Below are 25,960 nucleotides of genomic sequence, written 5' to 3' on the forward strand. Positions count from 1 at the left end.
TGACGCAAGCCGCTCGGGGCGTGTCACAGGGCGGGGCCGGGTTCCGTCACGCGTGACGCGGGTGACGCGGGATGACTCAGATGTCGGCCGTCTGCGTCACCGCTGGAACCCCTGGTCAGGGAGCGGCTGCGGGTGGCTGATGACGCGGGTGACGCAGCGTCTCTTCTCCTAGGAAAAAAGAGGGGGTGATGTCTGTGGTGGTGCGGCGCGGCTCGGGACGTGAAGAAGGAGCCGCGTTGCGGCACGACCCTTGCCGGGCGGCAAGCCGCCGGAACAGCAAGAGGAGCACGCCGGTCGCGGGGGTGCTCCTCTTGCTTGTTCAATGCGGTGCAATGCGGTGCAATGGTCCCGCAGATCAGAACGCCGCTTCCTGCTGGTGCGGCGAGATGGGGCGGCGGGTCATCTCGATGTAGCGGGCAGCGCTGGTGCGGCCCCAGTCGATGAGCACGCCGCGTGCGGCGAGGGTCGGCTGTAGCCGCTTGAGCCGGTCGGAGAGGACCTTGCCTGTGGTGGGCCAGCCCTTGGGCAGGGGACGGCACTCCTCCCCGCTGTAGAGGCCGGTGAGGCAGTGCAGCCACTCCGATGACGTCATACGGACTTCCGCGCTTGCGTCGAGGTCGGCGGCGTATTTGAGGACCGTCTGGGCGAGCAGGTCACCTTCGATGACGTCGTCGTTGAGGTCATCGAGGCTGGCCCGGTAGGCGGCGAGCGAGCCGAAGCCGGTGGCCGCGTCGAGCTGCGCGCACAGATGGGCGAAGTCGGCCATGCGCAGGTCGGTGGGAGTTTCCGCTTGAGCGGCCCGCACCTTCACCGTCAGGTCCAGCAGGGAACCGAGAACGACCGGCAGGATCTCCGCGTACTCCGCCCACAGCTCTGCCTCGGTCCGCCGCACCCGGGGCCGCACGAGACGCAGCGGGAGGAGGCGTTCGGCGAGGTCGGGGCGGATGACGCCCACGTCGATACCGGTCAGCAGCATGGGGCGCCGGTAGCGGGAGCGGACGACGTCGCCGTCGGTGAACAGCGCGCGCTTGATGCTCTCGGCGCCGGTCACGATGCAGCACATGAGGTCGGACAGGTCCGGGGGGAGGTGGGAGAGGTTGTCCAGGGCGGTGACCCATCCGGCCGCCACGGCCGTGATCATGTTCTCCTCGTCCTTCGGCGCCCGGCGCAGATCGCCACTCATCCCTTCGATGATCCGCACCAGCATCCGGCCGCCGGTGGACTTGCCCGCGCCCTGGGGGCCGGTGAGGAACGGGGCGGGGACGGGCACGGACGGCTCAAGGCAGCCGATGAGCCAGGCGATGGCCAGGCACTCGGTCTCGGCGCTGGCGAAGTTGCAGAGCCGCAGCAGGAGGTCGATGCCCTTGCCGTCAGTGTCCTTGGCCGGCAGAGGGAGTTCTCCGGTGAGCTGGGTACGCCGCCAGCACACTTCCTGTGGATCGGGGACTGCAATGTCCCAGCCGCCAGGGTGGATACGAACGGACATGCCGTCGTCGCGGCCCAAGTCGAGCCAGGTGGCACCGTCGAACCCGGGGGCCACGCGAATGTGAGTGGGCTGTACGTCCTCGGTCAGTGCGAGTGCTTCGATCAGGTCCAACGCCTCCTTCAGAGCCGTGCCGTTGAAGACACCCAGTCCGTCTCTGAACAGGCCGACCATGAGTTCCTGGCGGTGGCTGCCGGTTGTGCCCTGGGAGCGGATCGGGCGGGCGACGGGGTGGCCGTTGCGCTGCGCGTAGACGGTGCCGTCGGCGGTGCGGAAGTACCGGAAGTGCGCTTGCGCGTATTCGGTGATGACCTCGCGGGCAGGGTTCTTGTCGTCGTCGGCCACGGCTACAGTCCCAACCTGGTTAGGGCGTTGGTCCACGCGTCGGTGCAGTGCCTCGGGGATTCGCCCTTGGTCTGCGCGGCGGTGAACAACCGCGCGACATGGGCATCGGTGAGGCAGCCGCAGCGGCCATGGGCGGACAGCACGGCGAGGAAGGTGCGGTACACGGTGGCGTGGACCGCACTGCGGGCCTCGGTGATGCGCTTCTCGGCCATGGCGATGCCACGGTCGAGGTAGGTGGGCGTGCGATGCCGGCACTCACCTTGCCCGCCCCTCAGGGGCGCTGTGAGCGTCTGTGGCGCACTGCGGGACAGGGACGGCTCCTTTACTGCCAGCGCGCGCACAGCATCTGGGAGAGCTGCCGTGGCGCCGATGCCGGGACCGAGCCAACGGGCGTAGGCCATCGTGGACTTGATGTCGACGCCGGGCCGAACAGCGTTCGACGACGGCATGGTGCCCCGGTAGATCCAGTGCTCACCCCGCGTCGTGGGCACGATCCGGGTGGCGGGCAGGGTAGTGCGGGCCCACTGGACGGCGGCGGAGTCGTCCAGGTCGACCACGGTCACGCCGGCGCCGCCGGGGTGGTAGGCGACCGCCGCCGCATGCCGCCACGCCGTCGCCCACGCCCGCGACGTAAGGACGTGCGGGTCGATGGTGGCGGCGGCCCAGCCGTGGCACGGCTGCGGGCAGGTGCAGGGGCCGGGGGTCTTCATGTTCGGCCGGCCGCCGCACGCGTTCTTCGCGCAGGCCCGGCAGTTGCCGAACGGCACCTTCCCGGCTCGTAACGGCAGCACCGGCACGCCGGAGGCTGCCAGGGAGAGAGCCGTACGCAGCTGCTCTCCCCGAATGTCGGTCGGTTGCGTCATGCTGGGAGACCTCCACAGGTCTGTAATGGCAGGTGGACAAGGGCGGCCCCGCGTCATTGGCGTGAGGTGGGGGCCGCCCTTGGCGTAGCTACTGGTCGGCGGTGAGGGCGTGGGCGTACTGCTGGCGGACGTAGGTGCGCGGGTCGCAGATCACGCCGGGTCGGTCCATGTCGAGCAGGTACCGGGCTGCCGCGACGGCGGTTTCGGTGGCCTCGCCGGGTGTGTCGGGCTCGTCGAGCAGTGCGATGCGGTCCAGTAGGGCCGCCTTGCGCAGGTAGAACTCCCGGTCCAGCTCGGTGAAGCACTCCGGGGTGGCCAGGGTGCGGGTCGTCCATCCGATCTCGTCGAGGATGCTCGGGGCGTTCGCGTACGCCTGCTCCGGCGTCGGGAACGGCCCTGTGGTGGTGGGCAGTTGGCTCACTGGTGGGGATCTCCTGTCAGCGCTTGGAGCCGAAGAGTTTGAGGCTGATCCCGCCGAGGCTGATCGGGCCGGTTGCGGCGGCGATCTGGACGGCGGTGTGGACGGCGAAGTCGAGCAGCGCGAGGAACGCGGCGACGGTGGCGAACACCCCGACCGCACCCGCGCCGGCGACGGCGAGCGGGTACAGGAAGCTGCGCAGCGGGCGGCCGGTCGGGTCGGTGGTGTGGACGACGATGACGACCGGCTGGCCGGTGGCTTCGGCGCGGCGGTAGGCGTCGGCGGGGATGTGCGGGGCGATGATCCCCGGCGGGTCACGGTGCATGCGGAATCCCTTCCGGTGCTGGTTCAGGGAGGCGGAGACACCCCCTTACGGAGGCCTCTGGAGGGGGTTTTCGGGGGTCTGACCTGCGTGCCTCCCTACCTCCCTGAGTGATCATTTGTGCAGGTCAGGGCCAGGGAGGCGGGTCAGGGAGGCGTTCAGGGAGTTCTCCCTGCCTCCCTGACCCCGGCGGGGTGCGCCTCTCTGTGTCAGGAGGCGGAAGCGGAACCGTCGCCGTCGCGGTTGCGGAGGGCGCGCAGGACGCGGTCCCGGGCGACGACCATGCGGCCGTCGGACTTGTACGGCTCCGCGCCGTAGGCCTCCAGGACGCGCTTGAGGTCGCCGTTGGTCCAGTCGCCGTAGGCGTCCTCGTTCAGGCTCGCGAGCCGCTTGAGGACGTCCTGGGTGAGCACGCGCGGCGCGTCCCCGAGCACGCTGGCGATGTCGGCGAGGGGGTCGCGCTGCTCGCCTTTCTCGATGACGTGCAGGGTGGTGACGCCGTCACGCATGGCCTTGGCGCGGTCGGTGATGGCTATGGCCGCGTCGTCGTCGATGTAGTGCGTGCGCACCGTGATGGACGCCTGTCCGGCCGGGATGGCGATGCCGTCGGAGGCGACGACCAGGGTTCCCCGATCCAGGCCAGGACGCAGCAGGTTCGGTGCCGCGCCGCCGTCAACGGCCTTGTCGCCCAGCGCCATGCGGGCCTGCGACTCCGTGCCCAGCGCGAGCGAAGCCCTGGTGTGCGCCCCTTCGCGGACCAGCTTGGGGAGGTTCTGGTCGGTGGGGTCCTGGGTGCCCTGCCACATCAGCACGTTCACGGCACGGCCCTGGTTGTGGATCTTGCGGACGGCCATGAAGTACCGGGACGTGGCCTTGGAGCCGCCGTAGGGCCGCTTGTCCTCGTCCTTGAGCGGGCACATGAACGCCACCTGTGCCTCGTCGACCAGCACAATCAGGGGCGGGAACACCGTTCCGGGCGGCGCCTGGATACGGCGGTTCATCTCCTCCACGGCGCCTTCGACCATCTCGGTCACCTGGATCACGTGCTCATCCGTCGGACCCTGGATCAGCGTCGTGGCGAGCCCGTCGAACATGGCCCAGTCGCCCACGCCCTTGAGGTCGCCCATGAGGAACTGCACCGACTTGTCCAGCGACAGCCACAGCGCGAGCGAGCGCAGGGCGACCGTCTTGCCCTGGTTGGACAGGCCCGTGATGAGCAGGTGGCGCTGATACAGGCTCAGCGCGGCCGCATCCCCGCGCAGATCCTGACCCCAGGGGGCGCGGCCCTTGGCGTAGTCGGCGGTCATCGTCTCGTCGGTGACCAGCGGCGACGGGCCGATCGGCTCATCGAGCGCACCGGAGTCGGCGATCCAAAGGCGCACCGTACGGGCGGCCTGCGGGATGGTGATGAACACCTCGTGCTCGTGCCGGGTGAGGTTCTCCGCGAGCTTGCGTCGACGCTGCTGGACCTCGTTGGTCGACACCCCGGAGGGGAGGGTGACGTCGACTTCGACGCCGCATCCGGCGATCCGGATCGGGCCGAGCATGGAGGCGCCGGCGTCGCCCATCTCCTTGATGGCGTTGCGCATCGCCGGGATGCCCAGGTCCCGCAGGGCCTTGACGACGATCGACGGGGTGATGGGCTCGCCCTCGCCGTCGCGGATGTTGGCGGGCATGGCCCACTGGGGTGCTGCCTTCTGGTGGGCGCCGACGGACCACACGGCGAGCAGGGCGAGCAATGGGCCGAGGGTGATGGCATAGGGCCACACCACCTGCACGATGGTGATGAGCAGACCGATGAACTTGATCACCGCCATGAGCGGGGTGACCACGTCGGTGAAGTCCTCATTGGCAATCGCCAGCGCCACCCCGAGCGCGACCAGCGCGCCGATGCCCAGACCGGTGCCGACCAGGGCGCCCTTGGCGACGTCGACGGGCGAGGTGAGCAGGTCCATGCGGCGGCGGTGGCGAGCGTCGCGGAAGTGCTGCAAGCGCTCTTCCCACTCACCGGCCAGTTCCATGTTCCCCGCGGCTTCCGCCGCCCGCAGGAAGCGCTCGTAACGGGCACCGGTGCGGCCGTCCCAGGTACGGCGGGCCACGATCCGGCTCCCGCCCCACACATAGAGGGAGTGGCGGGCAACGGCGCGGGCGGCGGTCGTGGTGCGCTCGTCGGTGGCGATGCGCCTAACGGCGCGGCCGGAGCGCACCCACAGCGGCGCCGTCGGGGCATCCGGAACCACCGTCAGCATGGTCACCGACGCGTCCTCAGCGGGCGGTTCAGAGCTCTTGTGGAGGTGAACGACGTTCTCGCTCATGCTGGAAGTTCTCCTGACTGCCCTCATCGGGGCGGGAGTTGAGGGGTGCTGGGGTGGCCCGCATCCGTGGCAGGGCAGGGCCACCCCAGCGAATTGAGCGGTGCGGTGCGGGAGTTGCGGGTCAGGCGGCGGCGCCGTAGCCGAGCTGCTTGTGGAGGTACTCGTGGCCGTAGGCCTCGGCCTCTTCCTGCCGCATCAGCCGCTCGTGCTCGCGGGCATCGCGGCGGGACTGCCGCTCGATGCCGAGCCCGTCGCGCACGGCCCGCTGATAGCGCTCGGGGACGTCCTTGCGGCTGAACTGCATGGCGTGCACCAGCTCGTGCACGAGAATCACGGCGAACTCCGCCGGGCTGGTGGCCTTGTGCGCGTTGACCAGGATCAACGCACTGCCGTCCGGCCGGGGGATCGCGCGGGCGGAGCTGGTGCGGGCGATCTCCTTGGCCCACCGCTCCGCACGCCTCTTGACCTTGCGGTCATCGCTGCCCGCAACGGCGAGGTTGGCGGCGGCGCCAAGGTCGGTCATGCCGCGTTCGTTGGTCAGGATGACCTCGACGTCCGGCATCCGGCCGGGCACGGCCCGGTGGACCAGGCGCACGGCCTGCTCGGTCATGCGCTTGGCGGTGCGCAGGGTGGCGCCGTAGCCGGGGAGTTGGTGCGTACTGACGGTGATCTTCACACGGGTCTCCGTCTCAAATCGCCGCAGGTCAAGCGGCGGCAGCGGTGTCGGGAAAGGCGCAGGGCACGCACAGGCCGAGCGAGGTGGGGATGACGTATCCGGCATCGCGCCGGCAGGCCGGGCAGCGGCGGCGGGCAGCATGGGCCTTGGCCAGAGCCGCCCACCGCGCCGGCGTCATCGGCCGCACCGGCTTGGCGAGGTCGACGCGGTAGAGGTAGGCCACCAGCGGGCCACGGCGGCGGCGCGGCCGTTCGAGCTGAGCGGCCACGCCCTGACCACCAGGGCGCAGGCCCCGTGCGCGCAACTGTCGGCGGGTGGCGTAGCCGTCCGGGGCGAGGTGCCACCGGAACACCGGCAGCGTGGCCATCAGCCGGTCGGGGCGGTAGCCCGCTCAGCGAGCAGGGCATCCCGCAGCTTGCGCGCGTTCGCGGGCGAAGTGCGGATCGCGCGGCGGATGCCTTCGGCGGTCACCTTCGCGTCCGGCAGTCCGGCCGTGGCCGTGCGTGCCTCATCGAGTAACTGATCCGGCGTGCGCTTGGGCCGGGGCGATCGGGCCACCTCGGGGAGTCGACCGGTCGCCCGTCGAGGCGGAGTCGACTCCGCCGGAACGGTCCGCCGTACGGGCCTCGTGACCGCAGGCTCGATCGGGCCGAGGATCGCGGGCAGAGGCTTGAGCGGAGGAATCGACTTGCCCAGGTCGACCGCGACCGGATCCGGCACCGTCAACCGGGTCAGCGTCACCGCCGACCCCGGGGTCGATTCCCGCAGCTCAGCCATAGACCGTTTCATTGTGGTCTTGGTGGATTCCTCCGCATCTGCGGCCGGTGCGGGATTGAGGGCAGCGGCGCCGAACATCGACGCGAGCGCGGCATCTGCTCCGGCCGTGACCCGATCGCGCTGCACGTCCAGCAGCCTCGATCCGAGCGCGGTGTCGCCGACGCCGACCTTGCGGGCGAGCCGCCACGACGTCCGATCCGACCGCTTCCTGACACGATCGCTCGGATGCTGGGTGGCACGGGCGCGGTGGTAGGCGAGGGACTGCACCAGGTCGGCGGTGCGCCGCTCGTGCTCCGCGTCGCGGCCGTCGATGTGGACGACGATCCGCCGGGCGAGGAACGCCATGCCCTCCGCCGACACAGACATGCCCATCGGGGTCAGGGCGTAGATCACGGTGCGGCCCGCATCAGGTGCGGCCATGGCACCCATGACAGCGGCGGCGGCCGGCAGCGCCCACAAACCCGCCCGGACGATCCGTGGGGAGGACTGGCCCAGCATGGTCAAGCCGAGCAGGACCAGCGCGAGCACAGCGGTGGCACCCTCACCGGCGGCGAGCGCACCCAGCGCGGTGCCCTTGCCATAGGCGTGCCCGATGTTGCTGTAGGTTCCGATCCCGCCGAACACGCCCGTGGCGAGCATCGGCACGAACGCGGCAGCCAGCACACCGATCTGAACCTTCGTCAGCTTGGCGGTGGTCATCGGACACCCCCGAGCGTGAGCAGGGCGGCGAGGATGAGCAGGGCGCCGCCGCTCAGGGTGAGGTCGACCGCGCGGCGCAGGCAGGTGAACTTGGCGACCGCGAGCCGGGACAGCCCGGCGATATCGGCGGCCAGATCGGTGCAGACGGCGGCGGGGATCTCGTCTGCGGTGAGGGTGGCCCACAGCGGGAAGCCGTGCCGTCCGCGCAGGTTCGGCCGCGTGGAGCGCAGCAGCAGCCCGGCAGCACCGACCAGAAGCGTCATACCGAGCCCGCCCACCACGACCCCGGGAATGGTCAGGCGCAGGTCGCGGGCGATGGTCCAGGTTCCGGCGAGGACTGCGCCGACGAATGCCAGAAACAGGCCGGTCTTGGTGTCGGTCCGTGTGATCTCCGCCTTCACTTCGGCGTGCGCGGCGGCCAGGCTCCGGGTGGTGGTGCTCATGCGGCACCCCCCGGCAGCGTCACGTCGACGGTGCGGTTGGCCAGGTGACGGCGCTCGGTCAGCACCCGGCGGTGGGCGCGGCGGATGCGGCGGGCGTCCAGCTCGGTCGGGGTCCGGTCGAGGGTGATGATCTGCGCGTCCAACAGGTCGACGTCCGCGAGGATGACGGGCATCTCCTGCTCGATCGCGTCCAGCTCCGCATCCGTCGGCTCGATCCAGTCGGCGAACGCGGTAACAGCGTCCTGAACAGTGACGATGGGGCTCATGGGTCGTGGTTCCTCTCGAAGGGTGAACGGCCCGAACAGCGGCTCCCGGGTGGCACCCCGGGAGCCGCGCGCCGTTAGGAAGGGATGACGCCGCACCCGGGGTGCGGCGGAAAGGCGGCCAGGAACGAGGGGCCGCAGTGCCCCGGACCGGACTCGAACCGGTCGGGCTGCTGTACGGGGCACGCCGGTCTTCTCCGCCTTGTTTCCGACCCCTTCGGGCAGGCGGACCACGGGTTACCGGCAGTTCCCTGTTTGAAGTTCTCAAAGATCGATCGCTTCCTTCGAGCCCGTTTCACGGAGCCCTCCGGGCGTTCTGTGATGCAGTACCTGTTTTACAGGTACTGCACATGGGTTCGTCAAGTACGACGCCGGAACTTCTTGGCTTCGCACCGGAACTTCTTGGTGCACCATCAGAGTCGGTCCAGGTCAGGGGAGTTGGTCACCCCGTGCATGGACAGCTCAGGTTGTTCTGGCTACCTTCAAGAGGTCCCTAGACGTCCCATCGGGGGTGGAGATGTCCAACGAGCGTCTACGGTCAGCCCTCTTGGCGCAGAACATGACCGTGCAGCAGCTCGCGGAAGCGATAGAGGTCAACCCGAAGACAGTCGAGCGCTGGATCACGCAGGGCAAGGTGCCTTACCGACGCCACCAGTACGCCACTGCGTCCCTGCTGAACGTCGACGTGACGACGCTGTGGGATGACACGCGCTCGCTCGACAGCGCAACTGACCTGTGCAAGGCCGAGATCGTCACGGTGTACCCGCACCGCCACGTCGTACCGACCGAGCTTTGGCGGGAGATGTGCGAACGCGCCAAAGAGCGCATCGACATCCTTGTGTACGCAGGCATCGGTCTGGCGGAAGACCCACGCTTCCTGTCAGTCCTCAAAGTGAAATCGCAGAGCGTCGCCATTCGCGTCCTGATGGGCGATCCTGCATGCGAGGCCGTCATCCGGCGCGGTATCGACGAAGGACACCGCATCATGGACGGCAAGATCCGCAACGCGCTGGTCAACTATCGCCCTCTGTTCACCAGCCATCCTGAGATTGCCTTCCGGCTGCATGACACGGTGCTCTACAACTCGATCTACCGTGTGGATGACGAGATGCTCGTCAACACGCATGTGTACGGCATCGGCGCCTACCTGGCTCCGGTTCTTCACCTGCGGCGACTTCCTGGAGGCGGGCTTTTCGACACCTTCGCCAATAGCGTTCAGCAGACCTGGGAAGGCGCCAGGCCAGTGGCCGAACACGACATCACAGGAGCATGAGGCATGGGACGCATCGACTACCTTCACGACCCCGACGCCCCGCCGGCCAACTCTGTGGTGCCATCCGTCGTGGCATTCGTGCAGAACGACGCGGGCCAGGTGCTGATGATCCAGCGATCCGATAACGGCCGTTGGGCGCTGCCCGGCGGTGGGCACGACGTCGGCGAGTCCATCAGTGACACCGTCGTACGTGAAGTTTGGGAAGAGACGGGGATCAAGGCGGAAGTCGTCGACATGTCCGGGATCTACACCGACCCTGGTCACCGGATGCAATACGACGACGGCGAGATCCGCCAGCAGTTCAGCATCTGCTTCCGCGCGCGGCCGGTCGGCGGTGAGGTGCGTACGAGCAACGAGACGACACAGGTCCGCTGGGTGGACCCAGCGGACCTGTCCAAGCTCGACATCCACCCCACGATGCGGCTCCGGATTGAGCACGCCATGGATCGGACGCGGACGGCTCCCTACATCGGCTGACGCTTGGCGGCAGCGACGCGTTCGAGCACACGCGACGTGCTCGCGAGGATCTCCGGCTCGGCACGGCGAATGAAGGTGCCGATCAGGCTGTCGGGCCCGTACCGGCTGGCAATCTCGTTGACGCGGTCGACCGGATTCGTGGGCGTGCCGTCCGGGGTGGTGTTCATGTCGCAGAAGCAGAGAGCGTCATTGAGGTGTGCAGGCTCGCGGGGGAATTCGCCCTCCAACTCTTCGCGCAGGCCGCGCGCTTCGGCCTCCATCCATGAGCACGAGTGGTGGGCCACCAGGTTCACGACCCGTGCGTCGGCTTGCGCCACGTCACGGAGGTAGCGAGCGCCGTCGAGCGGGTGGAAGCCCGTCTTGGCCAGGTCTGGCGAGTAGCCAATGTCATGAAGGACGGCTGATGCTTCGAGCAGTTCGGCGTCCTGCCCGAGGATGAGCGCGATGGTGCGCGCTCGCTCGGCTACCCCCAGCGAGTGTTGCCAGCGTCGCGGCAGCGGCTCGGCGAGCAACGACTCGGCGAGGGGATAGGCCCACTCCGTCAGGTCCGACAAGCTACGAACGCTCCTCTCGAATCGGCATGGCGCGGACGGTCCGCACCCTGCCCTGTCCTCCACTCGTCAGTAGGCCGGCGGCTTCCAGCTTGTCGAGCGCTTTCGTCACGGTGGGCCGTGAGACTCCGAACCGCTCAGCCAAGACGGAGGCGCTGGGGAACGGTGCCCCGGCTTCAAGGCCTTCATCCCTGACGATGTCTGCGATGCGCTCTTCCAGGGGGCGCCGGTCCTCTTGCACGCCAGCCCGTACCACGCGCCACCGACCGCCGGGTACTGGCTCAGCAATGCCCTCCTTCCGAAGAACACTGAAGGCGCGCAGGGCCACCCCGCGCGAGATCTTGTAGTCGCGCATGAGGTCAGTCGCTGACGGAAGCTCCGTCAGCTCTGGATCCGCCTCGACCTTGGCCTTCACCGCATCCGCGACCTTCAAGAAGGTCCCCCGAGGGCTGGCCTGTTGCGACACGCGCTCTCCCTCCCTGTCAGCTCGTTGTCCACCCAAGCTTCCCACGCCTAGCTCTCAGTTGAGGAGGCGGCGAATCGTGCCGAGCTTCACGCCGTTAGTCGCGAGGAGACGCTGTTCGGGTGCGGTCGTAGACCACGGTGTCCTTAAGCACCCGGTTGACCAGGTTCCAAAATCTTCTGTACACGCTCGGCGAGCAACTTGACAGCTTCGTCTTCCTTGACCTTTTCCAGGTATCCATCCTGGAAGGCACAAAACTTACTCAGGCAGAGCAGTACGAGCAGTTGCAGAGACTCGGCCATCCAATAGAACTGTGAGTTTGATGCTCTAGGTCCCTTTTTCTCGTCGTGGTGCACCATCCGGTTGCGGGTGTTGGTGACCGCCTTAGCCCATTGGTCGGCATCACAGTTGAGTACGAGAGGAAGCTCGCAGAACTCTGCCAACTCCTTGATCCGTCCCCGCAGCCTGGGCTCATTTGAGAAGGCGAGCTGGTCCTTCAGCCACTTTTGGTGTTCTTCGGGTACGTGGCTAACCAGGAGGTCTCTAAATTTCTTATATTCCGCCTTAGGGAGGACGGAATTCGAGAACTCCATCCTGTGGAGCGTTTCCGCAGCCGAGACTGCGTTGAAGAACTTGTTTTCTACGTACATCCCTCTATATCGCGAAGATAGGGCAAGTCCGAGAATGATTCGCCTGCTTCGAAGGAAATTCAGCCATCGAGCTACGGCAGGGAGGCCACCGATGTCGCTCAGATGGAGCAGGAAGTCAACGGACTTCGATTTCTTGGCGGTGGACTGGGCTGACTGTTGGCCGTACACATTGAGTCGTTCCTTGCCGTTGCCCTCATCAGAATCATCCGTGACCCACAGGGAAATGTCAGTGGGAAGGCAAGCACTATCGCTAGTCGCGGAGATTAGGTCCTGAAGCGCGGCTACGTCTGTTCGAATGTAACTGAAATCAACCGGATCGTCATATGTCAACCTGAGTGAGAAGTCCTGCTCAAACCCGATGTTCTGGCGATTTCCAGGCATCTTCCAAGTTGAGAGCAGAGCAATCTCCCCTCCTTCGATCTCGTGCTCCTCAGTCTCATGTGGAGTGAGGGTGATTGTTGCAGTAGTCAGCTTATGGGAGTCGGTATCGAAAGAGTAATTGTGAGAGACGATGGACCTGTTCGTCCAGTTCCACAAGTTGTTAAAGCGAACCGTAACCTCCGTAAATTTCTCATTCTCTGAACTCAAAAGCGAGTGCCCCGCGAACAAGAATTCAGCCCTGTACTCCTCCCGTAGGGTCCCCGGGAATTCCAGACGATAGCTCGAACGTGCGCATCCTTGCAGGGTCAAGTATCGCTTCCCGGCTACTCCGTGAATGATAGGAAACTGGATTGCGCTATCCAGGTTTGCGAAAGAGGACGTATCTGAAAACCCTCCGATGAGGGCCAATTTCACGCCGTCGGAAGCCGTGAAGGAAATCCTTCCTGCCACCTTCTCTTCTTCAGACTCTGGCAGCCAGAACAACCCATCGCTCTCGAACGGCTCCATGACGCCTCCCCTGTCGAAATGTCCCGTTGCGAAAGTCTAGAGGCTAGCGGTCGGGGTGTAACGGGTTTTGCACAGATAGGCATTTATGGGCGAAGTGCCTCACCCACGGCTGGTCAGGTCCATGCGCTCAAGTTCCCGAGGTAGGGTGTCTCCCAGGGCGGAGGGAATCCTGGACGAAGAGGTCACTACCTCCGGACCACTGCAAAGCGCAAATTAGCTGCTGGCACGCTGGGACGCCTCCCAGGCCTGCTGCTGCCAGAACAGCACGAGGAAGAGTGCCAGGACAAGATCGTCGGACAGTGACTGACTCTCGTCATGCAGCCGCACGCGAATGGGACGACTGCCGAGTCGGTCGTAGAAGATCTCAAGCGGGCCGATACCACGAACACGAGTGCCGCCTCTGTCGTGCCTCAGTTCATAGGGCCCAAGGCGCAGTAGCCGGTTGCCGAATCTGCTGCATTCACAGCTCCATTGACCGATGGTGCGGGGCTGGGTGGACCATCTGCGGTAGGTGATTTCGACACCGCCCACGGCTCGCAGAGTTGTTCCGAACCGCTGGTACTCAAGCGGCCATGAACCCAGGGCGCGCGGTGTGGCGTCCAGCCATTCCCTTCGGCCGTAGGAGACCTCCACGTCGCCGATGCTGCGCAGCAGCCCTTTCCTGTACGTCAGCTCGATGTCCATGCTGCGGTTCCCCTAGGCGCTGCGTGGTCGCCGCCCCGATGCCTTGTGCGCCGCCTTCTTCGCAGCCGTCTTCTTGGCCGTCGCTTTCTTGGCAGCGGTCTTCTTCTTCGGCTGCTTGTGCGTCTCGGCCGAGTCTTCGCCGCGTGAGGCTTTCGCTTTGGCCACGGACTCGTTGAGGGCGGCCATCAGGTCGAAGACCTTGCCGTTCTGTGCCTCGGGCTCGGGTGCTTCGGGTAGGGGTTTGTCCTCTCGCTTCGCCTCGATGACCTGTGCCAGCGCGTCGGTGTAGGTGTCGTGGAACTCCGGGCCTTCGAGGTCGTCGCGGGTCATGTTGTCCATGAGTGCGAGCGCGCCCTCGATCTCCTCGTCGGTCAGTTCCACGGGCGGGGGCAGTAGTTCGGCGGGGTCGCGGATCTCGTCGGGCCAGCGCATGGCGTGTAGCACGATCACGTCGTCCTTCACCCGCAGCAGTCCCAGCCGTTCGCGCCCGGACCAGGCGTATTTGGCGATGGCGACCTTCGACGAGCGTCCCAGTGCCTGAACGAGGAGTTTGTACGGTTTGGCTGCGACCGGCTGGGCTGGCTGGAGGTAGTAGCCCTCGGCGATGCGGATGGGGTCGATGGACTCCAGCGGCATGAAGGCTTCGATCTCGATCGCTTTGGCGGTCGGCAGGGGCAGGTCGCGCAGTTCCTCGTCGCTGATCGGGATGACCTGGGTTTTGGTCAGCTCGTAGCCCTTGCCGATCTCAGCGCTGGTGACCTCGCGGTCCTCGGTCTCGCAGTACTTGCGCACCCGGACCCGGCCCATGTCCTCCAGGTGGTACTGGTGGAAGCGGATGCTGTGGTCCTCGGTGGCGCTGACCACGTTGACCGGCACCGTGACCAGGCCGAAGCTGATCGCGCCGGACCAGATGGTTCGGGGCATGGCCCACCTCCGCGACTACCCCGAGCAGCACCAGCCTAAGGACGCCACGCGCGCACCGCACGCGCGCTCCCGACGCAGGTCGTACCGCGGCCTACGCGTCCGGGACCTGGCGCAGGTCCAGGAAGCAGCGCAGCCGTACGCCCGGCTCGCCGGGTTCCCGCGTCGTGCGGTCCGCTGGCGCGACCACGCACCGCGCGGCAAGCAGCTGCTGGATGGCAAACGCGGTCTCGTCATCGGCTGCCGCGACCTCCACCACGGCCAGCCCCGGCTCCGCCACATGCGCTTCGTTGATCGTCCTCACGCACCGCATGACGCTCCGGAGGCTGCGGAAGTTCTCCCGCTCCCGGCGGGTTCACCCGCCCGAGTGCGGTCGCGGTGCTGGACAGGGCACGCGGAGCTCCGCTGGCGGGCGGGCGCGATCGGTCGCTAGGCACGAGTGCTGACGTAGCGCACGGCCGGCCCCCAGTGCTCCATCACCGGCTTCATGCACCACTGGCACAGCGGGCAGCCGCCACTGCCGTACCTGTGCGTCTTGCGCTGGCAACCAGCGCATTGACCGACACGGTCACCGGGGCAGGTCAGCGCGGACGGGTCCGGCTCTGAGATCGGGGGCGCGGGAGTCGACATCGCGGGGGGTCCTGTTCTGGGTGACGAACACTCGTCACCTCTCCGCAGGATAGCCGCCCGAGTGGAACGGACGTTCGATCGACGTGCCCGGGTCACGGCGGGGCGCCAACCAGTCGCCTCACGCTCTAGAATCGAACGCATGTCCGACATGCTGCCGTCCGAGCGCCTCGCCAAGTTGCGCGCCCTTGAGGAATGGCTCGCGTGGCAGCTGCGGGTCACACGGCACAGGATTGAGCAGGTTGCTGAGCAGGTGCGGGCCACGGGCGGCTATGTCACGGAGCAGGACCGGCGTGCAGGCAAGCCTGTCGGGGTCACCATCCATGCCGCCGACTGCGCCAAAATCCACCAGCCCGTCACCACCGTCGATGCCGCCAAGGCCCGATACGCGCTGGTGAAGGACTCATCCTTCAATCACCCCTGCCAGCACTGCCGACCGGACAAGCTCCTCGGGATCACCAAGGACTAGGCGGACCAACGTTGCGCGCCCGTCGCCTTCCTCGCTTCTGCATGAGCCTGGCGACGCTCTCCGGCGATGGCGGGAGCTGGCCGTAGAGGGGAGCGACACGGACGGGGGGCGTGTCAGGTTCACGCGGGTGAAGTGAGTTGGGTCACAGTCGCGCAATTGCACGACTGTGACATGTTTGCGCAAATCATGGCGGATGTTGGCGCTTGCTAAAGCGTCGCAGGTGGTGGGGGTGGCGCGCAGGGTGGCGTATTGCGGCGGGGGATGGTGCGAATAAGCGTGCGGATTTGCTGTAAACGGAAAGCTACTCTCCGTTAAAAAGTGGTGGTGGGGTGCTCTGCACGAACCAGCGGGGAGAGGTTGTTTGCTGGTGTCCAGGAGCAACGAGGCTCCAGGCGCCGGTAGTTCAGAACGCGGGGAGGCACCCGGTGCTGCACGAGATTCAAAGGATCCACCGTGACACTGGACGACGTTGCCAGCCTCGTGCTGGCCTCGGCCGCCGCGGCAAGGGCGTTCGCGCCCGACGTCCGCGCCGGCATGCGGCGCCTTTTGCGCGCCGGTGTCCGCCTCGGTGCGGAAAGCCTCATCGCCCAGCACCAGCCGGCCGTACGCCCCGACGCGGCGCAACTGGACGAGGCGGGAGGCAGCCGATGACCGGACAGCCTCCCGACGACACGGGCGAGCAGGCACTGCAGGACTCCAGCGATCTGATGCCGCCGGCCTTCTGGGCGTTCCACGAGCTCTACCACCAGGCCTACTTCGAGTACGCCTTCGTGCAGTTAGGTAACCAGATCGCCGCCGACAGGCTGGTCAACCAGACCTTTGTGTTCCTGGCCGTCATCTGGCGGGACGTCACCACCCAGGAAAAGCCTGAAGCGTTCGCCTGGACCCTGCTCAAGGAGCGCGTGGCCGCCGAACTCGAAGCCCAGGGGCGACCAGCGGCAGCCCTGGAGACACTGGCGTTCGAACGCGCGATACGCGCGGCCTGCGATCCGATCCTGGACAGCTTCCGCGACGAATTCCGCGCGCAGGTTACCGAACTCGAAGACAGCATGGGCCTGTATGCGGCAATGGCCCGCTTGCCGGAGCGCCAGTTTGATGTGATGGTCCTGCAGTTCGCCCTCGGCTTTCCCACCAAGAAGACTGCCCTGATCATGGGCGTCTGCGAGGCCACAGTGCGCTCCACCCGCCGTGCCGCCAAGCGCCGCCTGGCCGCAGACGTGGGCCTGGAACTCGGTGAGGACACCGACGATGAGGAGTGAGACCCCGATGCGCCCGCAGCAGCCGCGCACCCTAAACGAAGCTCTCGCACGCGCACGCGTCGTCGACCAGGAGACGTACACCCCCTCCCACCGGGAAGCCTCCCGCCGCCGCATCAGCGAACAGCTGCGCGAACTGCGCTGGATGCAGGCACTCACCGAACCTACTGGCACGGCCCAGCGCCCGCACGCCCAGCCGCTGTTACTGCACGAGCGTGCCGCACACGAACTGCGCGCCCTGTGTCAGGGGATCCTCCATGACACCGACGCCGCCCGCCGCATCGCCCGCTTCGACACCGCGCGCGACCCTGGCGGCGCCCTAGCCTTCGCTAGCCTCCTGGTCCTGGCCGATCGGGAAGAAGGCGCCCAATTCTGGCTCCAGTTCGCCGCCGGCGGCGGCCAGGCCACCGGCGCCATCTGCCTCTACCTCATGCACCTACGCCGCGGAGAATGGCGCGACGCAAAGTACTGGGCCAGGCAGATCGAAACCCTGGAACGCGAACCCTGCCAATACGCACCCGTACCGCACGAGGTCGTCGACACCACCACCAGCGCCGCCGGCCCCGATGGCGCCCTGACCGTTTTCCTCGACCTACCCGACGACGCGGCCGCTGTCCCTGAAGACGCCGTCAAGGACGCCGTGGAGGACCTGGACGTCGACCGCATCGACGGCCTCGGCATCATCCCCCAGCCGAATGCCGATCTCGCCCACCAACTCGAAGACCTCGTCACCACCAACCACTGAGAGCCCGCAGGGGTCTTGCACGCCGTTCTTGTAGTGCAGTGAGTGCGTAGGACTAGCCTCCCCCACTGGCGCTCAGGGGGGAGGCTAGGTGGGCGCTAACGAAGCGCCGCTGCGTGGAGACGCTGGGCGGTGGAAGCGAGGAGACGGCGAAGCTTCTGCCTATTGACGCCGTAGGTCTTGAGGGCGTGGCAGTTCGGACACAGAGCAATCATGTTCCAGGGGACATCGGGTCCCCCCTTGGCCAGATCCATGACGTGGTCGACCTGCAGGATCGGTAGGCCGGCTGTGGTTCGCTCGGTGGGGTGGCCGGCGCACTCAGGGCTTTCGCACCTGTTCTGGCAGCGCTTGATGACCGCCGCTCTCGCGCTGGGGTCGCGGACGTACTTGTCGGCCAGCGTCGGCTTCTTCATCTGGCCCCGGCGCTTAGCGTTCGCTTCCGCCTTCTGCGTCAGGCGCCTGTACGCATCCTCGTCACTCTCTCCGGTGCCGGAGGCTTCAGGATCGAGGTCGCTGGGCCGGTAGTCGCCTGTGTCGTCGTGCAGTTCGCCCGTATCAGTGTCCAGTGCTTCAAGAACCTCTAGGGGCCAGCTCTCACGCTCTGGGGAAGGGACGGGCGCCAGCACCCAGAGGAACTCGCGGCGAGGCTGCTTGTCAGCTCCGATGCCCCAGCGCAGCCGGCGTTGCACGATCACGGCCCACGTTTCAAAGCTGAACTGCCCCTGAAACGGCTTGTGCCAATAGCGCAGTGGGCGGCCAGTGGCCTGGTGCTCGGCCATGAGCTCGTTGCCATCAGTGAGCTTCTGGTCGCCAGAAAGCCCGTCGCCGACGTAGGCAATCCAGTTTGTGTCCGGAATGCGTCCGTCGGCGTAGGGGCCCTTGTCGTCCGAGAAGACGCTCAGGATGCCGTCGGCGAGGCAGCCGATTCCTGCCATCTTCTGTCCACCGTAGGTGCGCCAGATGGCCTCTCGGTCTTTGAAAGACTCCCCGAGCAGAGGCCGCAGAGCATCGGGCCACCTGCCGGCGAGCAGCTCGTGGAGGCCGAAGTCTTCCAACAAGCCTGTCGGAAGGGGGTGGAAGTAGCGGAGGATCAGTCCTGCCGCCGCTGAGGCTGCGGCATCAGGGTGCGAGCGGAGCAGGTTGTAATCGTCCTCGCGTAGGCCGCCAGAGGGGTTGACCTCGTTCAGAGATTCCAGCGTGGGGCGCCGCCCTCGGCTAGTCAGGATAAGTCCCTGTCCCTGCTGAATGGTCCAGAGTTCATCGCGGGTGAGGGCCCAGAACGGGTAACGGGTTCCGTCCGCACCGTCTTCGACCTGGCCGTACTTCTCCATGAGGGGAGCGACGGCGTCACGAGTGGCCGACCATGGCTGCATGCGGGGGGCTCCGGCCACGGCCTGCCCGATTGCCCAGAGGAGAAGTACGGGGCGGTGCAGGGCAGGGCCTGTCGCACGACGGGCTGGCCGGACATCTCCCACCCGCCGGTGGAAGGACTTGGGGAGCTCCACGACGGTGAAGCCCTCTCTCCTCAACCAAGCCACTGCGTGCTTGAGGCCACCACTGAGCCCAGGGGAAGAGGGTTTGAGCGCTACACCGAAGTCGTACTTGTGGGCGACGCCAGCTATCGCTTTCGAATCGTACAGCTTCCCCTCGTGTTCAAGGACGTAGGTAGCCGCGGCGCGGTAGCCGTAGGTGTCCCGGAACGCTTCCGGGCCAAGCCTGTCGTGCTCTGCTATCGCCTGCAGGATGCCTGCACGAGTGATCTCAGACGGTGCCATGGCCGACACCGTAGAGCAGGGCACTGACAGCGGACTCTGGCACACCTCGCCTGGACATCGTCATTGGCTGACCTCGCAGGTTATGCACCGCATCCTGCTACGCCTCCCCCCACGTGTGAAGTGCAGCCGGACGTGTTGCTTGTTGGCTCTGGCCTTGCCTCGACTTTGCAGGGCGGGCACTTGCCACTAGGACGGGTCAATCGGACGCCGATGCAAGGTCGTTGACGTTCTCTCGCCATCGCTGAGCCAATCATTGGCGCGTCATAACTGGCCCTCAACAGTCGTCCAAGCTGTATGTCGACTTCTGGCGTTCACCCTTCTGGGTGATTCAATCGGACTCCCGTGTCTGCCATCCAGGCCTTACGTTGAACTGATGTAACCGAACCAAACGCGAAGCACCCCTAGCCCGTCCCCCATGGCGGAGAACGGGCTAAGGATGCAAACGGGCAGAACGGAGGTCAGGCCGCGTGAATCATGCGACGCATCTTGACCTTCACCCACAGCACAATCTGTGGTGCGCGCAGCGATACACACAGTGCTGCCGTGAGGCATGCCGAGGGGGCAATGGCTTCCCAGTGCCCGATGCCCTCACAAACAACTTGTTCGAACCAGGCAGCGCCGCCCACAACCCCGAGAACCGCATCAGCGATCGGGGAATGAGCGCGACCACCGCGGACGACGCGGTGGTCGCGGCCTGCCGGGTTGCCCGGCAGGCCAGCAGAGGTGGTCTTCATGGCTCTCCTCTGTTGTCGCGCGGCACCCTCACCCCATCTCGCTTCTTGGCCGGAGTAGATCAAGGATGAGGGTGCCGCAGTGGCAGGACGCTTGGAACTGCGTCCTGCCTTCTACAACGATGCCCGCTAAGCAGATGTAACGCGTTTGGCCCCACCATCACCCCTATGGGTGATCCGTTCGCTACTTGCGTTCACCAATTACGTGCCGAATTGACAGTGTGATTCCAGATGGACGGCTTCGACGCCTGGTGGGTGGAGTAGCCTCCGCAGACTCTCCAGGCGCGGACACTCCTCTACTGCGTGGTCGTCCAGGCGATAGAACAGCTCGACTGGATGCAGGCTGAGACGCGGTACTTCGCGAAATATCCGGTACTTTGCCACCGAGTGGCCTTCGACACGTAGGCGACGCCGACAGGTAAGTGGTAGCCAGGTGAGGCATGCCCCTCTAGAGCTAACATGTGCGCGCCTGCGTTATGACCCAACGGCTCAAAGTGTCTCGGCCCGCAGGACCGGCTCCAAGAGCTGGCCCAGCCCACTCCTCGTGATCGTTTCGGGACGTGATTTCCCCAGACGTCCCCGGGAGATGCCGAGGGTTGAGAAATGCCCTGCTACAGGCCGGACCGTCGGCCCGCTGTACATCTGCCGAGTCCACGCTCCAGACTCAGCTCGGGCCGTCTGTGGGCCTTCGAAGGACGACCCAGGGCGACGAATGACGACCAATAACGACTGCTCGGGCGTCTGCCAGGGCTGCTCGGAAGTCGACCACGCGAGGCCGCTTCTGGGCCGCATGACTTCCTGCGCAACAAACACCCGGAGCGGGTGCTCTTGGTGTGCGCTGCTATTCCCGCCTCAGCCTTTTCGGCCCGTAGCGTTCGACAAATGCCTCCACCGTGGCGGGGTCTCGGCGCATCGCCGCCATCAGCTGATTCTTGCGGAAGCCTTCACGGCCAGCCTCGATGACTTTCTCGTAGCCATCCTTAGCATCCACGAGGCGTTCAACGATCAGAAACTCGATGACGTCCTCAAGGCAAGGCCGGAACCGCTTGCCCCCTACTGGGAAGTGCACCTGCGCCAGCGACCGGCCAACATCACGCCTCGGGTCATTGAGGGTCGTGAACAGCTCAGACGATGCGTCAACCTGCAAGTGGGCGTCCGGGTAGCCGTCCGCCTTGTCCCGCTCATAGTCGTAGTGGAACAAGCCATGCTTGGCATCCTGCGCCCCAAAGAGACCGAAGAACGACTTGTGGACCATGAGGTGTTCGCGTTCTGCATCTAAGCGAAGCTGGAAGCTGACATCCATCCACAGCTCTGCCTTCGGGGCTCGCGGCTTCAGCTTGAAGCGTTGGGCCGTCAGTGTGTTCTTGGTGAGCAGGTGGCCGAGCATGAAAAGGCGGTCGTCACCCTTGGAGAGTGCGACCGCCTTTACCTGAACGTGATGAGCAATGGTGCAGTTCAGGAGCGCCTGGATCTCCTTCGCGAACCTAGTCGTCTGGTCACGAAGCCTGTCAGAGATCAAGTGCACCGCCGATTGACACCCATAGCGACTGGGCCTGTGCCGAACTGAAGTCACGTCGGCGGGCCATGTCACGCAGCTGCGCGTAGGTCAGGCCGAGCCGGTCCAAAGCCGCGTAGGCGGCCTCCCGGAACTCTGCCTCCGACACCTCAGTGATCACGTCGTCGTCGTGGTCCGAAGTCCGCTGCTCTTGAATGGTCATCCGAATCGCCCCTACCCCCCGGTAGCTATCTCGATGACGTTAGTGTCCCCCAAGGGTCTGACACTGTGACCCAGCCCACTGAGTGCTGTCCAGCCAAAGACCATACCTGCCCCAATTCTTCCCACTCCAGCGTGACCTGCACCCAAACTCGACCCATCTGCACCAAACCGGCCCGACGCGCGGGCCCCTACCCAGCGTCCGGCAGTTCGACCTCCCGCGCCTCAGCCTCGGCTGTGGCCAACCGCTCAGCCTGCCGCCCGTTCTCCCCCCGAAGCGCCGTCAACCACGGCCACAAATCCGGGAGCCCCTGCTCGGCGCACGCCAGCCGATGCTCAATACGGCACCGCTGATCCGCCTCAGGCGGACAAACTCCGTACACCGCCACCCGGCCATCCGACAGAACAATCCACCGATGCTCCGCCGGCACCAAATGCGCCAGCACCTCCACGTCCGGCTCCAGCAACACCCAATCCTGCTCCAGCGTCGCCACCCGATCCTGCGGCAGCCCGCAGAACACACACGCATACTGGCCGACCTCTAACCGGCGCACCCCACCATCTGCCCCCATACAGTCAGCGTCCGTACCCAACAGGCCCGCGAGTAGGGCGCAAACCGGACTGGACATCAGAGGCGCAGCGATGCAATCGGGACGCGAGGCGGCCCGGCAGGTTAAACCAGCAACCACCGCCGACCAGGCCACGGCCGAGATACCTACACTGCCGCCCTCTGTACCCGCCACGCCTGTTCGACCGCAGCCAAGAACTTTTGCAACGCGTCCCACTGCCCCCACGTGAACATGAGCGTGCGCGGGCTCCCTGTCGACTGTTGCTATGGCGTCGACTGCAACGTCCGCACCGCACCCGGATCCTCTGCCGCCATCAGGTGCACATGCCCGTTCACCATCCGCGTCGCGACACTTGATGGGTCCTCAGGACGTCCGCCAGCAGAACCGAGCCGGAGCGGTACCGCTGAGATGTGCAATGTGAGGCCTCTGTTGTGACGGCTGGTGACGGGACCCAGCGGCATGTGGAGGGCACAAGGAGGGCACAACGGCTTCCCGTAGGTTCAACGGCAACCAACGCCAGCAAACGCCATTCTCCCTGGTCAGCGAGGTACCTTGACAGTCTCCCCCAGATGATGCAGGTGAGGGCGGCACCCCCGCACGGGTGCCGCCCTCCTTGGTGCACCGGAGTCGCCGCCCATCGGTCTTGAGGGTCGGGGACAGGCGACGACTCCGGAGTTTCGGTGGCCGTAGGCCTAGCGGTGGTCGCTGCCCTCCGACTGCGTCGCCGCGCGCCCCGCCTCCAGGCGCGCCACCGGGATCCGGAACGGCGAGCAGGAGACGTAGTCGAGACCGACCTCGTGGAAGAAGTGCACCGACTCGGGGTCACCGCCGTGCTCGCCGCAGACGCCGAGCTTCAGGTCGGGGCGGGTCGCGCGGCCCGCCTTCGCCGCGGCCGCTACGAGCGAGCCCACGCCGTCCTTGTCGATCGTCTCGAACGGGGAGACACCGAAGATGCCCTTCTCCAGGTACGCCGTGAAGAACGAGGCCTCCACGTCGTCCCGGCTGAAGCCCCACACGGTCTGGGTGAGGTCGTTCGTGCCGAAGGAGAAGAACTCCGCCGCCTCGGCGATCTGACCGGCCGTGAGGGCGGCGCGCGGGAGCTCGATCATCGTGCCGATCGACAGCTTCAGCTGCGTACCGGTCGCCGCCTCGACCTCCGCGATGACCTGGTCGGCCTCCTCGCGGACGATCTCCAGCTCCTGGACCGTGCCGACGAGCGGGATCATGATCTCGGCGCGCGGGTCGCCCTTGGCGTTCTTGCGCTCGGCTGCCGCCTCGGCGATGGCGCGGACCTGCATCGTGAACAGGCCGGGGATGACCAGGCCCAGGCGTACGCCGCGCAGGCCCAGCATCGGGTTCTGCTCGTGCAGGCGGTGCACCGCCTGGAGCAGCCGCAGCTCGTTCTCGTGCGGCTCCTGGCGGGACTCGGCGAGCGCCACGCGGACCGACAGCTCGGTGATGTCCGGCAGGAACTCGTGCAGCGGCGGGTCCAGCAGACGGACCGTCACCGGCAGGCCGTCCATCGCCGAGAACAGCTCCACGAAGTCCTTCTTCTGGAGCGGGAGCAGCGCCTTCAGGCTCTCCTCGCGCTCCTCCTCCGTGTGCGCCAGGATGAGGCGCTCGACCAGCTCACGGCGGTCACCGAGGAACATGTGCTCGGTACGGCACAGGCCGATGCCCTGCGCGCCGAAGCGACGGGCGCGCAGCGCGTCCTCGGCGTTGTCCGCGTTGGCGCGCACCCGCAGTCGGCGCTTGCGGTCGGCGAACGCCATGATCCGGTGCACGGCCTCGACCAGCTCGTCGGCGTCCTGGGCGCCCGCGTGCATCCGGCCCTCGAAGTACTCCACGACGGGGGACGGAACGACCGGCACCTCACCGAGGTACACCTTGCCGCTGGAGCCGTCGATGGAGATGAGGTCGCCCTCCTCCACCACATGCCCGCCCGGCACCGTCATCCGGCGCCGCTTGGTGTCGACCTCGAGCTCCTCGGCGCCGCAGACACAGGTCTTGCCCATGCCGCGCGCGACCACGGCCGCGTGGGAGGTCTTGCCGCCGCGCGACGTCAGGATGCCCTCGGCGGCGATCATGCCGTCCAGGTCGTCGGGGTTGGTCTCCCGGCGGACCAGGATGACCTTCTCGCCCGAGCGCGACCACTTCACCGCGGTGTAGGAGTCGAAGACCGCCTTGCCGACCGCCGCACCCGGCGAGGCCGCGATGCCCCGGCCGACCTGCTCGACCTTCGCCTCGTCGTCGAACTTCGGGAACATCAGCTGGGCGAGCTGGGCGCCGTTGACGCGCTGCAGCGCCTCCGCCTCGTCGATGAGGCCCTGGTCCACCAGCTGGGTCGCGATCCGGAAGGCGGCGCCCGCCGTGCGCTTGCCCACGCGGGTCTGGAGCATCCACAGCTGACCGCGCTCGATGGTGAACTCGATGTCGCAGAGGTCCTTGTAGTGGTTCTCCAGCGTCTCCATGATCTGCATCAGCTGGTCGTACGACTTCTTGTCGATCGTCTCCAGCTCCGCGAGCGGCACGGTGTTGCGGATACCCGCGACCACGTCCTCGCCCTGGGCGTTCTGCAGGTAGTCGCCGTAGACGCCCTGGTGGCCGGAGGCGGGGTCACGGGTGAAGGCGACGCCCGTGCCGGAGTCGGGGCCCAGGTTGCCGAAGACCATGGAACAGACGTTGACGGCCGTGCCGAGGTCGCCCGGGATGCGCTCCTGGCGGCGGTACAGCTTGGCGCGGTCGGTGTTCCAGGAGTTGAAGACCGCCTCGATGGCGAGGTCCATCTGCTCGCGCGGGTCCTGCGGGAAGTCCCGGCCGGCCTCCTTCTTGACGATCTTCTTGAAGGAGGTGACCAGCTTCTTGAGGTCGGCGGCCTCGAGGTCGGTGTCGACCGTGACCTTCTTGACCTCCTTGGCCTTGTCGAGGGCGTCCTCGAAGAGCTCGCCGTCGACGCCGAGGACCGTCTTGCCGAACATCTGGATGAGGCGGCGGTAGGAGTCCCAGGCGAACCGCTCGTCGCCGGCCTGGTCGGCGAGGCCCTTCACGGACTTGTCGGAGAGCCCGATGTTGAGGACCGTGTCCATCATTCCGGGCATCGAGAACTTGGCGCCGGAGCGGACGGAGACCAGGAGCGGGTTGTCGGGCTGGCCGAGCTTCTTGCCCATGCGGGTCTCGAGAGCGTCGAGGTGCGCACTCACCTCGTCACGCAGTGCCGCGGGCTCCTCACCGCTTTCGAGGTAGACCTTGCAGGCTTCCGTCGTGATGGTGAAGCCAGGGGGAACCGGGAGTCCCAGGTTGGTCATCTCGGCGAGGTTGGCACCCTTGCCACCCAAGAGGTCCTTGAGGTCCTTGTTTCCCTCGGTGAAGTCGTAAACGAACTTCGCTACGTGGGGTTCTTTGTTTTCCGACACGGTCTCGACTCCCTCGAGGACGCGGTGGCTGCCCTGACGGCGAGGAACATACCCAGATCGAAGGCGCCTGGGTACGTCTACTCACGCGTCATGCGCCTGTAACCACCCGTCCGCCAGTGGATCGAAAGTCAAAGCTTGGCAAGCGCTGACGGC

Annotated in this window: 28 protein-coding genes; 6 read left to right on the plus strand and 22 right to left on the minus strand. The window is 66.4% G+C overall.

Going from position 1 to position 25,960, the window contains the following annotated elements:
- Positions 1-355: 355 nt before the first annotated feature.
- The 10 genes from ABD932_RS10730 to ABD932_RS10775 form a co-directional block, all read right to left on the minus strand.
- Positions 356-1,828, minus strand: a complete 1,473-nt coding sequence (locus ABD932_RS10730) for an ATP-binding protein (RefSeq protein WP_345011099.1) — start codon at positions 1,826-1,828, stop codon at positions 356-358.
- Positions 1,829-1,830: 2 nt separating this feature from the next.
- Positions 1,831-2,691: a bifunctional DNA primase/polymerase gene (locus tag ABD932_RS10735; protein WP_345011101.1), complete on the minus strand. Its 861-nt coding sequence runs from the start codon at positions 2,689-2,691 to the stop codon at positions 1,831-1,833.
- An 88-nt stretch (positions 2,692-2,779) separates the two neighbouring features.
- A complete protein-coding gene (locus ABD932_RS10740; RefSeq protein ID WP_345011102.1) occupies positions 2,780-3,112 on the minus strand; it encodes a hypothetical protein in 333 nt (110 codons plus the stop codon).
- A gap of 16 nt (positions 3,113-3,128) precedes the next feature.
- A complete protein-coding gene (locus ABD932_RS10745) occupies positions 3,129-3,434 on the minus strand; it encodes a hypothetical protein (protein ID WP_345011106.1) in 306 nt (101 codons plus the stop codon).
- 206 nt (positions 3,435-3,640) lie between these two features.
- Entirely contained in the window at positions 3,641-5,746 is a 2,106-nt protein-coding gene (locus tag ABD932_RS10750; RefSeq protein ID WP_345011108.1) for an FtsK/SpoIIIE domain-containing protein, read from the minus strand.
- A 121-nt stretch (positions 5,747-5,867) separates the two neighbouring features.
- Entirely contained in the window at positions 5,868-6,422 is a 555-nt protein-coding gene (locus ABD932_RS10755) for a hypothetical protein (RefSeq protein WP_345011110.1), read from the minus strand.
- 28 nt (positions 6,423-6,450) lie between these two features.
- Positions 6,451-6,789: an RRQRL motif-containing zinc-binding protein gene (locus ABD932_RS10760; RefSeq protein WP_345011112.1), complete on the minus strand. Its 339-nt coding sequence runs from the start codon at positions 6,787-6,789 to the stop codon at positions 6,451-6,453.
- Complete coding sequence (locus ABD932_RS10765; RefSeq protein ID WP_345011114.1) at positions 6,789-7,898, minus strand: conjugal transfer protein; 1,110 nt, start codon at positions 7,896-7,898, stop codon at positions 6,789-6,791. The genes ABD932_RS10760 and ABD932_RS10765 overlap by 1 nt, the downstream gene beginning before the upstream one ends.
- Positions 7,895-8,341, minus strand: a complete 447-nt coding sequence (locus ABD932_RS10770) for a Pycsar system effector family protein (RefSeq protein WP_345011116.1) — start codon at positions 8,339-8,341, stop codon at positions 7,895-7,897. The genes ABD932_RS10765 and ABD932_RS10770 overlap by 4 nt, the downstream gene beginning before the upstream one ends.
- Positions 8,338-8,607, minus strand: coding sequence for a DUF6284 family protein (locus tag ABD932_RS10775; RefSeq protein WP_345011118.1), 270 nt, complete (start codon positions 8,605-8,607; stop codon positions 8,338-8,340). Before ABD932_RS10775 ends, ABD932_RS10770 begins: the two co-directional genes overlap by 4 nt.
- 556 nt (positions 8,608-9,163) lie before the next feature.
- Here ABD932_RS10775 and ABD932_RS10780 point away from each other — a divergent pair.
- Positions 9,164-9,877 (plus strand): XRE family transcriptional regulator, encoded by a 714-nt coding sequence (locus tag ABD932_RS10780; protein WP_345011482.1) that lies wholly within the window; start codon positions 9,164-9,166, stop codon positions 9,875-9,877.
- Positions 9,878-9,880: 3 nt separating this feature from the next.
- Positions 9,881-10,354, plus strand: a complete 474-nt coding sequence (locus tag ABD932_RS10785) for an NUDIX domain-containing protein (protein ID WP_345011120.1) — start codon at positions 9,881-9,883, stop codon at positions 10,352-10,354.
- Here the strand turns inward: ABD932_RS10785 and ABD932_RS10790 are convergent.
- The 6 genes from ABD932_RS10790 to ABD932_RS10815 form a co-directional block, all read right to left on the minus strand.
- Positions 10,342-10,908, minus strand: a complete 567-nt coding sequence (locus tag ABD932_RS10790; protein WP_345011122.1) for an HD domain-containing protein — start codon at positions 10,906-10,908, stop codon at positions 10,342-10,344. The two genes, ABD932_RS10785 and ABD932_RS10790, sit on opposite strands and share 13 nt — an antisense overlap.
- 1 nt (position 10,909) lies before the next feature.
- The gene (locus tag ABD932_RS10795; protein WP_345011124.1) at positions 10,910-11,371 is read right to left on the minus strand and encodes a GntR family transcriptional regulator; all 462 of its coding nucleotides are present in this window, start codon (positions 11,369-11,371) and stop codon (positions 10,910-10,912) included.
- A 143-nt stretch (positions 11,372-11,514) separates the two neighbouring features.
- On the minus strand, positions 11,515-12,906 hold the full coding sequence (locus ABD932_RS10800) for an ApeA N-terminal domain 1-containing protein (RefSeq protein ID WP_345011127.1): 1,392 nt from the start codon (positions 12,904-12,906) through the stop codon (positions 11,515-11,517).
- A 213-nt stretch (positions 12,907-13,119) separates the two neighbouring features.
- A complete protein-coding gene (locus ABD932_RS10805) occupies positions 13,120-13,590 on the minus strand; it encodes a hypothetical protein (protein ID WP_345011129.1) in 471 nt (156 codons plus the stop codon).
- Positions 13,591-13,602: 12 nt separating this feature from the next.
- Positions 13,603-14,514, minus strand: a complete 912-nt coding sequence (gene ku, locus ABD932_RS10810) for a non-homologous end joining protein Ku (RefSeq protein ID WP_345011131.1) — start codon at positions 14,512-14,514, stop codon at positions 13,603-13,605.
- A 91-nt stretch (positions 14,515-14,605) separates the two neighbouring features.
- Entirely contained in the window at positions 14,606-14,824 is a 219-nt protein-coding gene (locus ABD932_RS10815; protein WP_345011133.1) for a DUF6207 family protein, read from the minus strand.
- A gap of 456 nt (positions 14,825-15,280) precedes the next feature.
- On the opposite strand from ABD932_RS10815, the gene ABD932_RS10820 reads away from it, so the two are divergent.
- From ABD932_RS10820 to ABD932_RS10835, 4 genes are all read left to right on the plus strand, one after another.
- Positions 15,281-15,607 carry a DUF6233 domain-containing protein gene (locus ABD932_RS10820; RefSeq protein ID WP_345011135.1) on the plus strand — a complete coding sequence of 109 codons (327 nt, stop codon included), beginning with the start codon at positions 15,281-15,283 and terminating at the stop codon, positions 15,605-15,607.
- Between the two features lie 453 nt (positions 15,608-16,060).
- Positions 16,061-16,258: a hypothetical protein gene (locus ABD932_RS10825; RefSeq protein ID WP_345011137.1), complete on the plus strand. Its 198-nt coding sequence runs from the start codon at positions 16,061-16,063 to the stop codon at positions 16,256-16,258.
- On the plus strand, positions 16,255-16,866 hold the full coding sequence (locus ABD932_RS10830) for a sigma-70 family RNA polymerase sigma factor (RefSeq protein ID WP_345011139.1): 612 nt from the start codon (positions 16,255-16,257) through the stop codon (positions 16,864-16,866). Before ABD932_RS10825 ends, ABD932_RS10830 begins: the two co-directional genes overlap by 4 nt.
- A 7-nt stretch (positions 16,867-16,873) precedes the next feature.
- Positions 16,874-17,608 carry a hypothetical protein gene (locus ABD932_RS10835; protein WP_345011141.1) on the plus strand — a complete coding sequence of 245 codons (735 nt, stop codon included), beginning with the start codon at positions 16,874-16,876 and terminating at the stop codon, positions 17,606-17,608.
- 95 nt (positions 17,609-17,703) lie between these two features.
- Here the strand turns inward: ABD932_RS10835 and ABD932_RS10840 are convergent, their stop codons facing one another.
- The 6 genes from ABD932_RS10840 to ppdK all read right to left on the minus strand — a co-directional run bounded on the left by ABD932_RS10840 (position 17,704) and on the right by ppdK (position 25,807).
- The gene (locus ABD932_RS10840; protein ID WP_345011143.1) at positions 17,704-19,380 is read right to left on the minus strand and encodes an HNH endonuclease; all 1,677 of its coding nucleotides are present in this window, start codon (positions 19,378-19,380) and stop codon (positions 17,704-17,706) included.
- A gap of 458 nt (positions 19,381-19,838) precedes the next feature.
- Positions 19,839-20,114, minus strand: coding sequence for a hypothetical protein (locus ABD932_RS10845; RefSeq protein WP_345011145.1), 276 nt, complete (start codon positions 20,112-20,114; stop codon positions 19,839-19,841).
- Positions 20,115-20,952: 838 nt separating this feature from the next.
- Complete coding sequence (locus ABD932_RS10850; protein ID WP_345011147.1) at positions 20,953-21,630, minus strand: hypothetical protein; 678 nt, start codon at positions 21,628-21,630, stop codon at positions 20,953-20,955.
- On the minus strand, positions 21,620-21,829 hold the full coding sequence (locus tag ABD932_RS10855; protein ID WP_345011149.1) for a hypothetical protein: 210 nt from the start codon (positions 21,827-21,829) through the stop codon (positions 21,620-21,622). Before ABD932_RS10855 ends, ABD932_RS10850 begins: the two co-directional genes overlap by 11 nt.
- A gap of 187 nt (positions 21,830-22,016) precedes the next feature.
- Positions 22,017-22,346: a DUF6083 domain-containing protein gene (locus tag ABD932_RS10860; RefSeq protein WP_345011151.1), complete on the minus strand. Its 330-nt coding sequence runs from the start codon at positions 22,344-22,346 to the stop codon at positions 22,017-22,019.
- 740 nt (positions 22,347-23,086) lie between these two features.
- Complete coding sequence (gene ppdK, locus ABD932_RS10865) at positions 23,087-25,807, minus strand: pyruvate, phosphate dikinase (protein ID WP_345011153.1); 2,721 nt, start codon at positions 25,805-25,807, stop codon at positions 23,087-23,089.
- Between the last annotated feature and the right edge of the window lie 153 nt (positions 25,808-25,960).

It is taken from the genome of Streptomyces shaanxiensis, assembly GCF_039537145.1.
Taxonomy (GTDB): Bacteria; Actinomycetota; Actinomycetes; order Streptomycetales; family Streptomycetaceae; genus Streptomyces; species Streptomyces shaanxiensis.

Coding starts and splice junctions, on each gene's coding strand:
- ABD932_RS10735 (WP_345011101.1), bottom strand. CDS start 2,691: ATGACGCAACCGACCGACATTCGGGGAGAGCAGCTGCGTACGGCTCTC.
- ABD932_RS10745 (WP_345011106.1), bottom strand. CDS start 3,434: ATGCACCGTGACCCGCCGGGGATCATCGCCCCGCACATCCCCGCCGAC.
- ABD932_RS10750 (WP_345011108.1), bottom strand. CDS start 5,746: ATGAGCGAGAACGTCGTTCACCTCCACAAGAGCTCTGAACCGCCCGCT.
- ABD932_RS10760 (WP_345011112.1), bottom strand. CDS start 6,789: ATGGCCACGCTGCCGGTGTTCCGGTGGCACCTCGCCCCGGACGGCTAC.
- ABD932_RS10765 (WP_345011114.1), bottom strand. CDS start 7,898: ATGACCACCGCCAAGCTGACGAAGGTTCAGATCGGTGTGCTGGCTGCC.
- ABD932_RS10770 (WP_345011116.1), bottom strand. CDS start 8,341: ATGAGCACCACCACCCGGAGCCTGGCCGCCGCGCACGCCGAAGTGAAG.
- ABD932_RS10775 (WP_345011118.1), bottom strand. CDS start 8,607: ATGAGCCCCATCGTCACTGTTCAGGACGCTGTTACCGCGTTCGCCGAC.
- ABD932_RS10780 (WP_345011482.1), top strand. CDS start 9,164: ATGACCGTGCAGCAGCTCGCGGAAGCGATAGAGGTCAACCCGAAGACA.
- ABD932_RS10785 (WP_345011120.1), top strand. CDS start 9,881: ATGGGACGCATCGACTACCTTCACGACCCCGACGCCCCGCCGGCCAAC.
- ABD932_RS10800 (WP_345011127.1), bottom strand. CDS start 12,906: ATGGAGCCGTTCGAGAGCGATGGGTTGTTCTGGCTGCCAGAGTCTGAA.
- ABD932_RS10805 (WP_345011129.1), bottom strand. CDS start 13,590: ATGGACATCGAGCTGACGTACAGGAAAGGGCTGCTGCGCAGCATCGGC.
- ku (WP_345011131.1), bottom strand. CDS start 14,514: ATGCCCCGAACCATCTGGTCCGGCGCGATCAGCTTCGGCCTGGTCACG.
- ABD932_RS10815 (WP_345011133.1), bottom strand. CDS start 14,824: ATGCGGTGCGTGAGGACGATCAACGAAGCGCATGTGGCGGAGCCGGGG.
- ABD932_RS10820 (WP_345011135.1), top strand. CDS start 15,281: ATGTCCGACATGCTGCCGTCCGAGCGCCTCGCCAAGTTGCGCGCCCTT.
- ABD932_RS10830 (WP_345011139.1), top strand. CDS start 16,255: ATGACCGGACAGCCTCCCGACGACACGGGCGAGCAGGCACTGCAGGAC.
- ABD932_RS10835 (WP_345011141.1), top strand. CDS start 16,874: ATGCGCCCGCAGCAGCCGCGCACCCTAAACGAAGCTCTCGCACGCGCA.
- ABD932_RS10840 (WP_345011143.1), bottom strand. CDS start 19,380: ATGGCACCGTCTGAGATCACTCGTGCAGGCATCCTGCAGGCGATAGCA.
- ABD932_RS10845 (WP_345011145.1), bottom strand. CDS start 20,114: ATGAAGACCACCTCTGCTGGCCTGCCGGGCAACCCGGCAGGCCGCGAC.
- ABD932_RS10855 (WP_345011149.1), bottom strand. CDS start 21,829: ATGACCATTCAAGAGCAGCGGACTTCGGACCACGACGACGACGTGATC.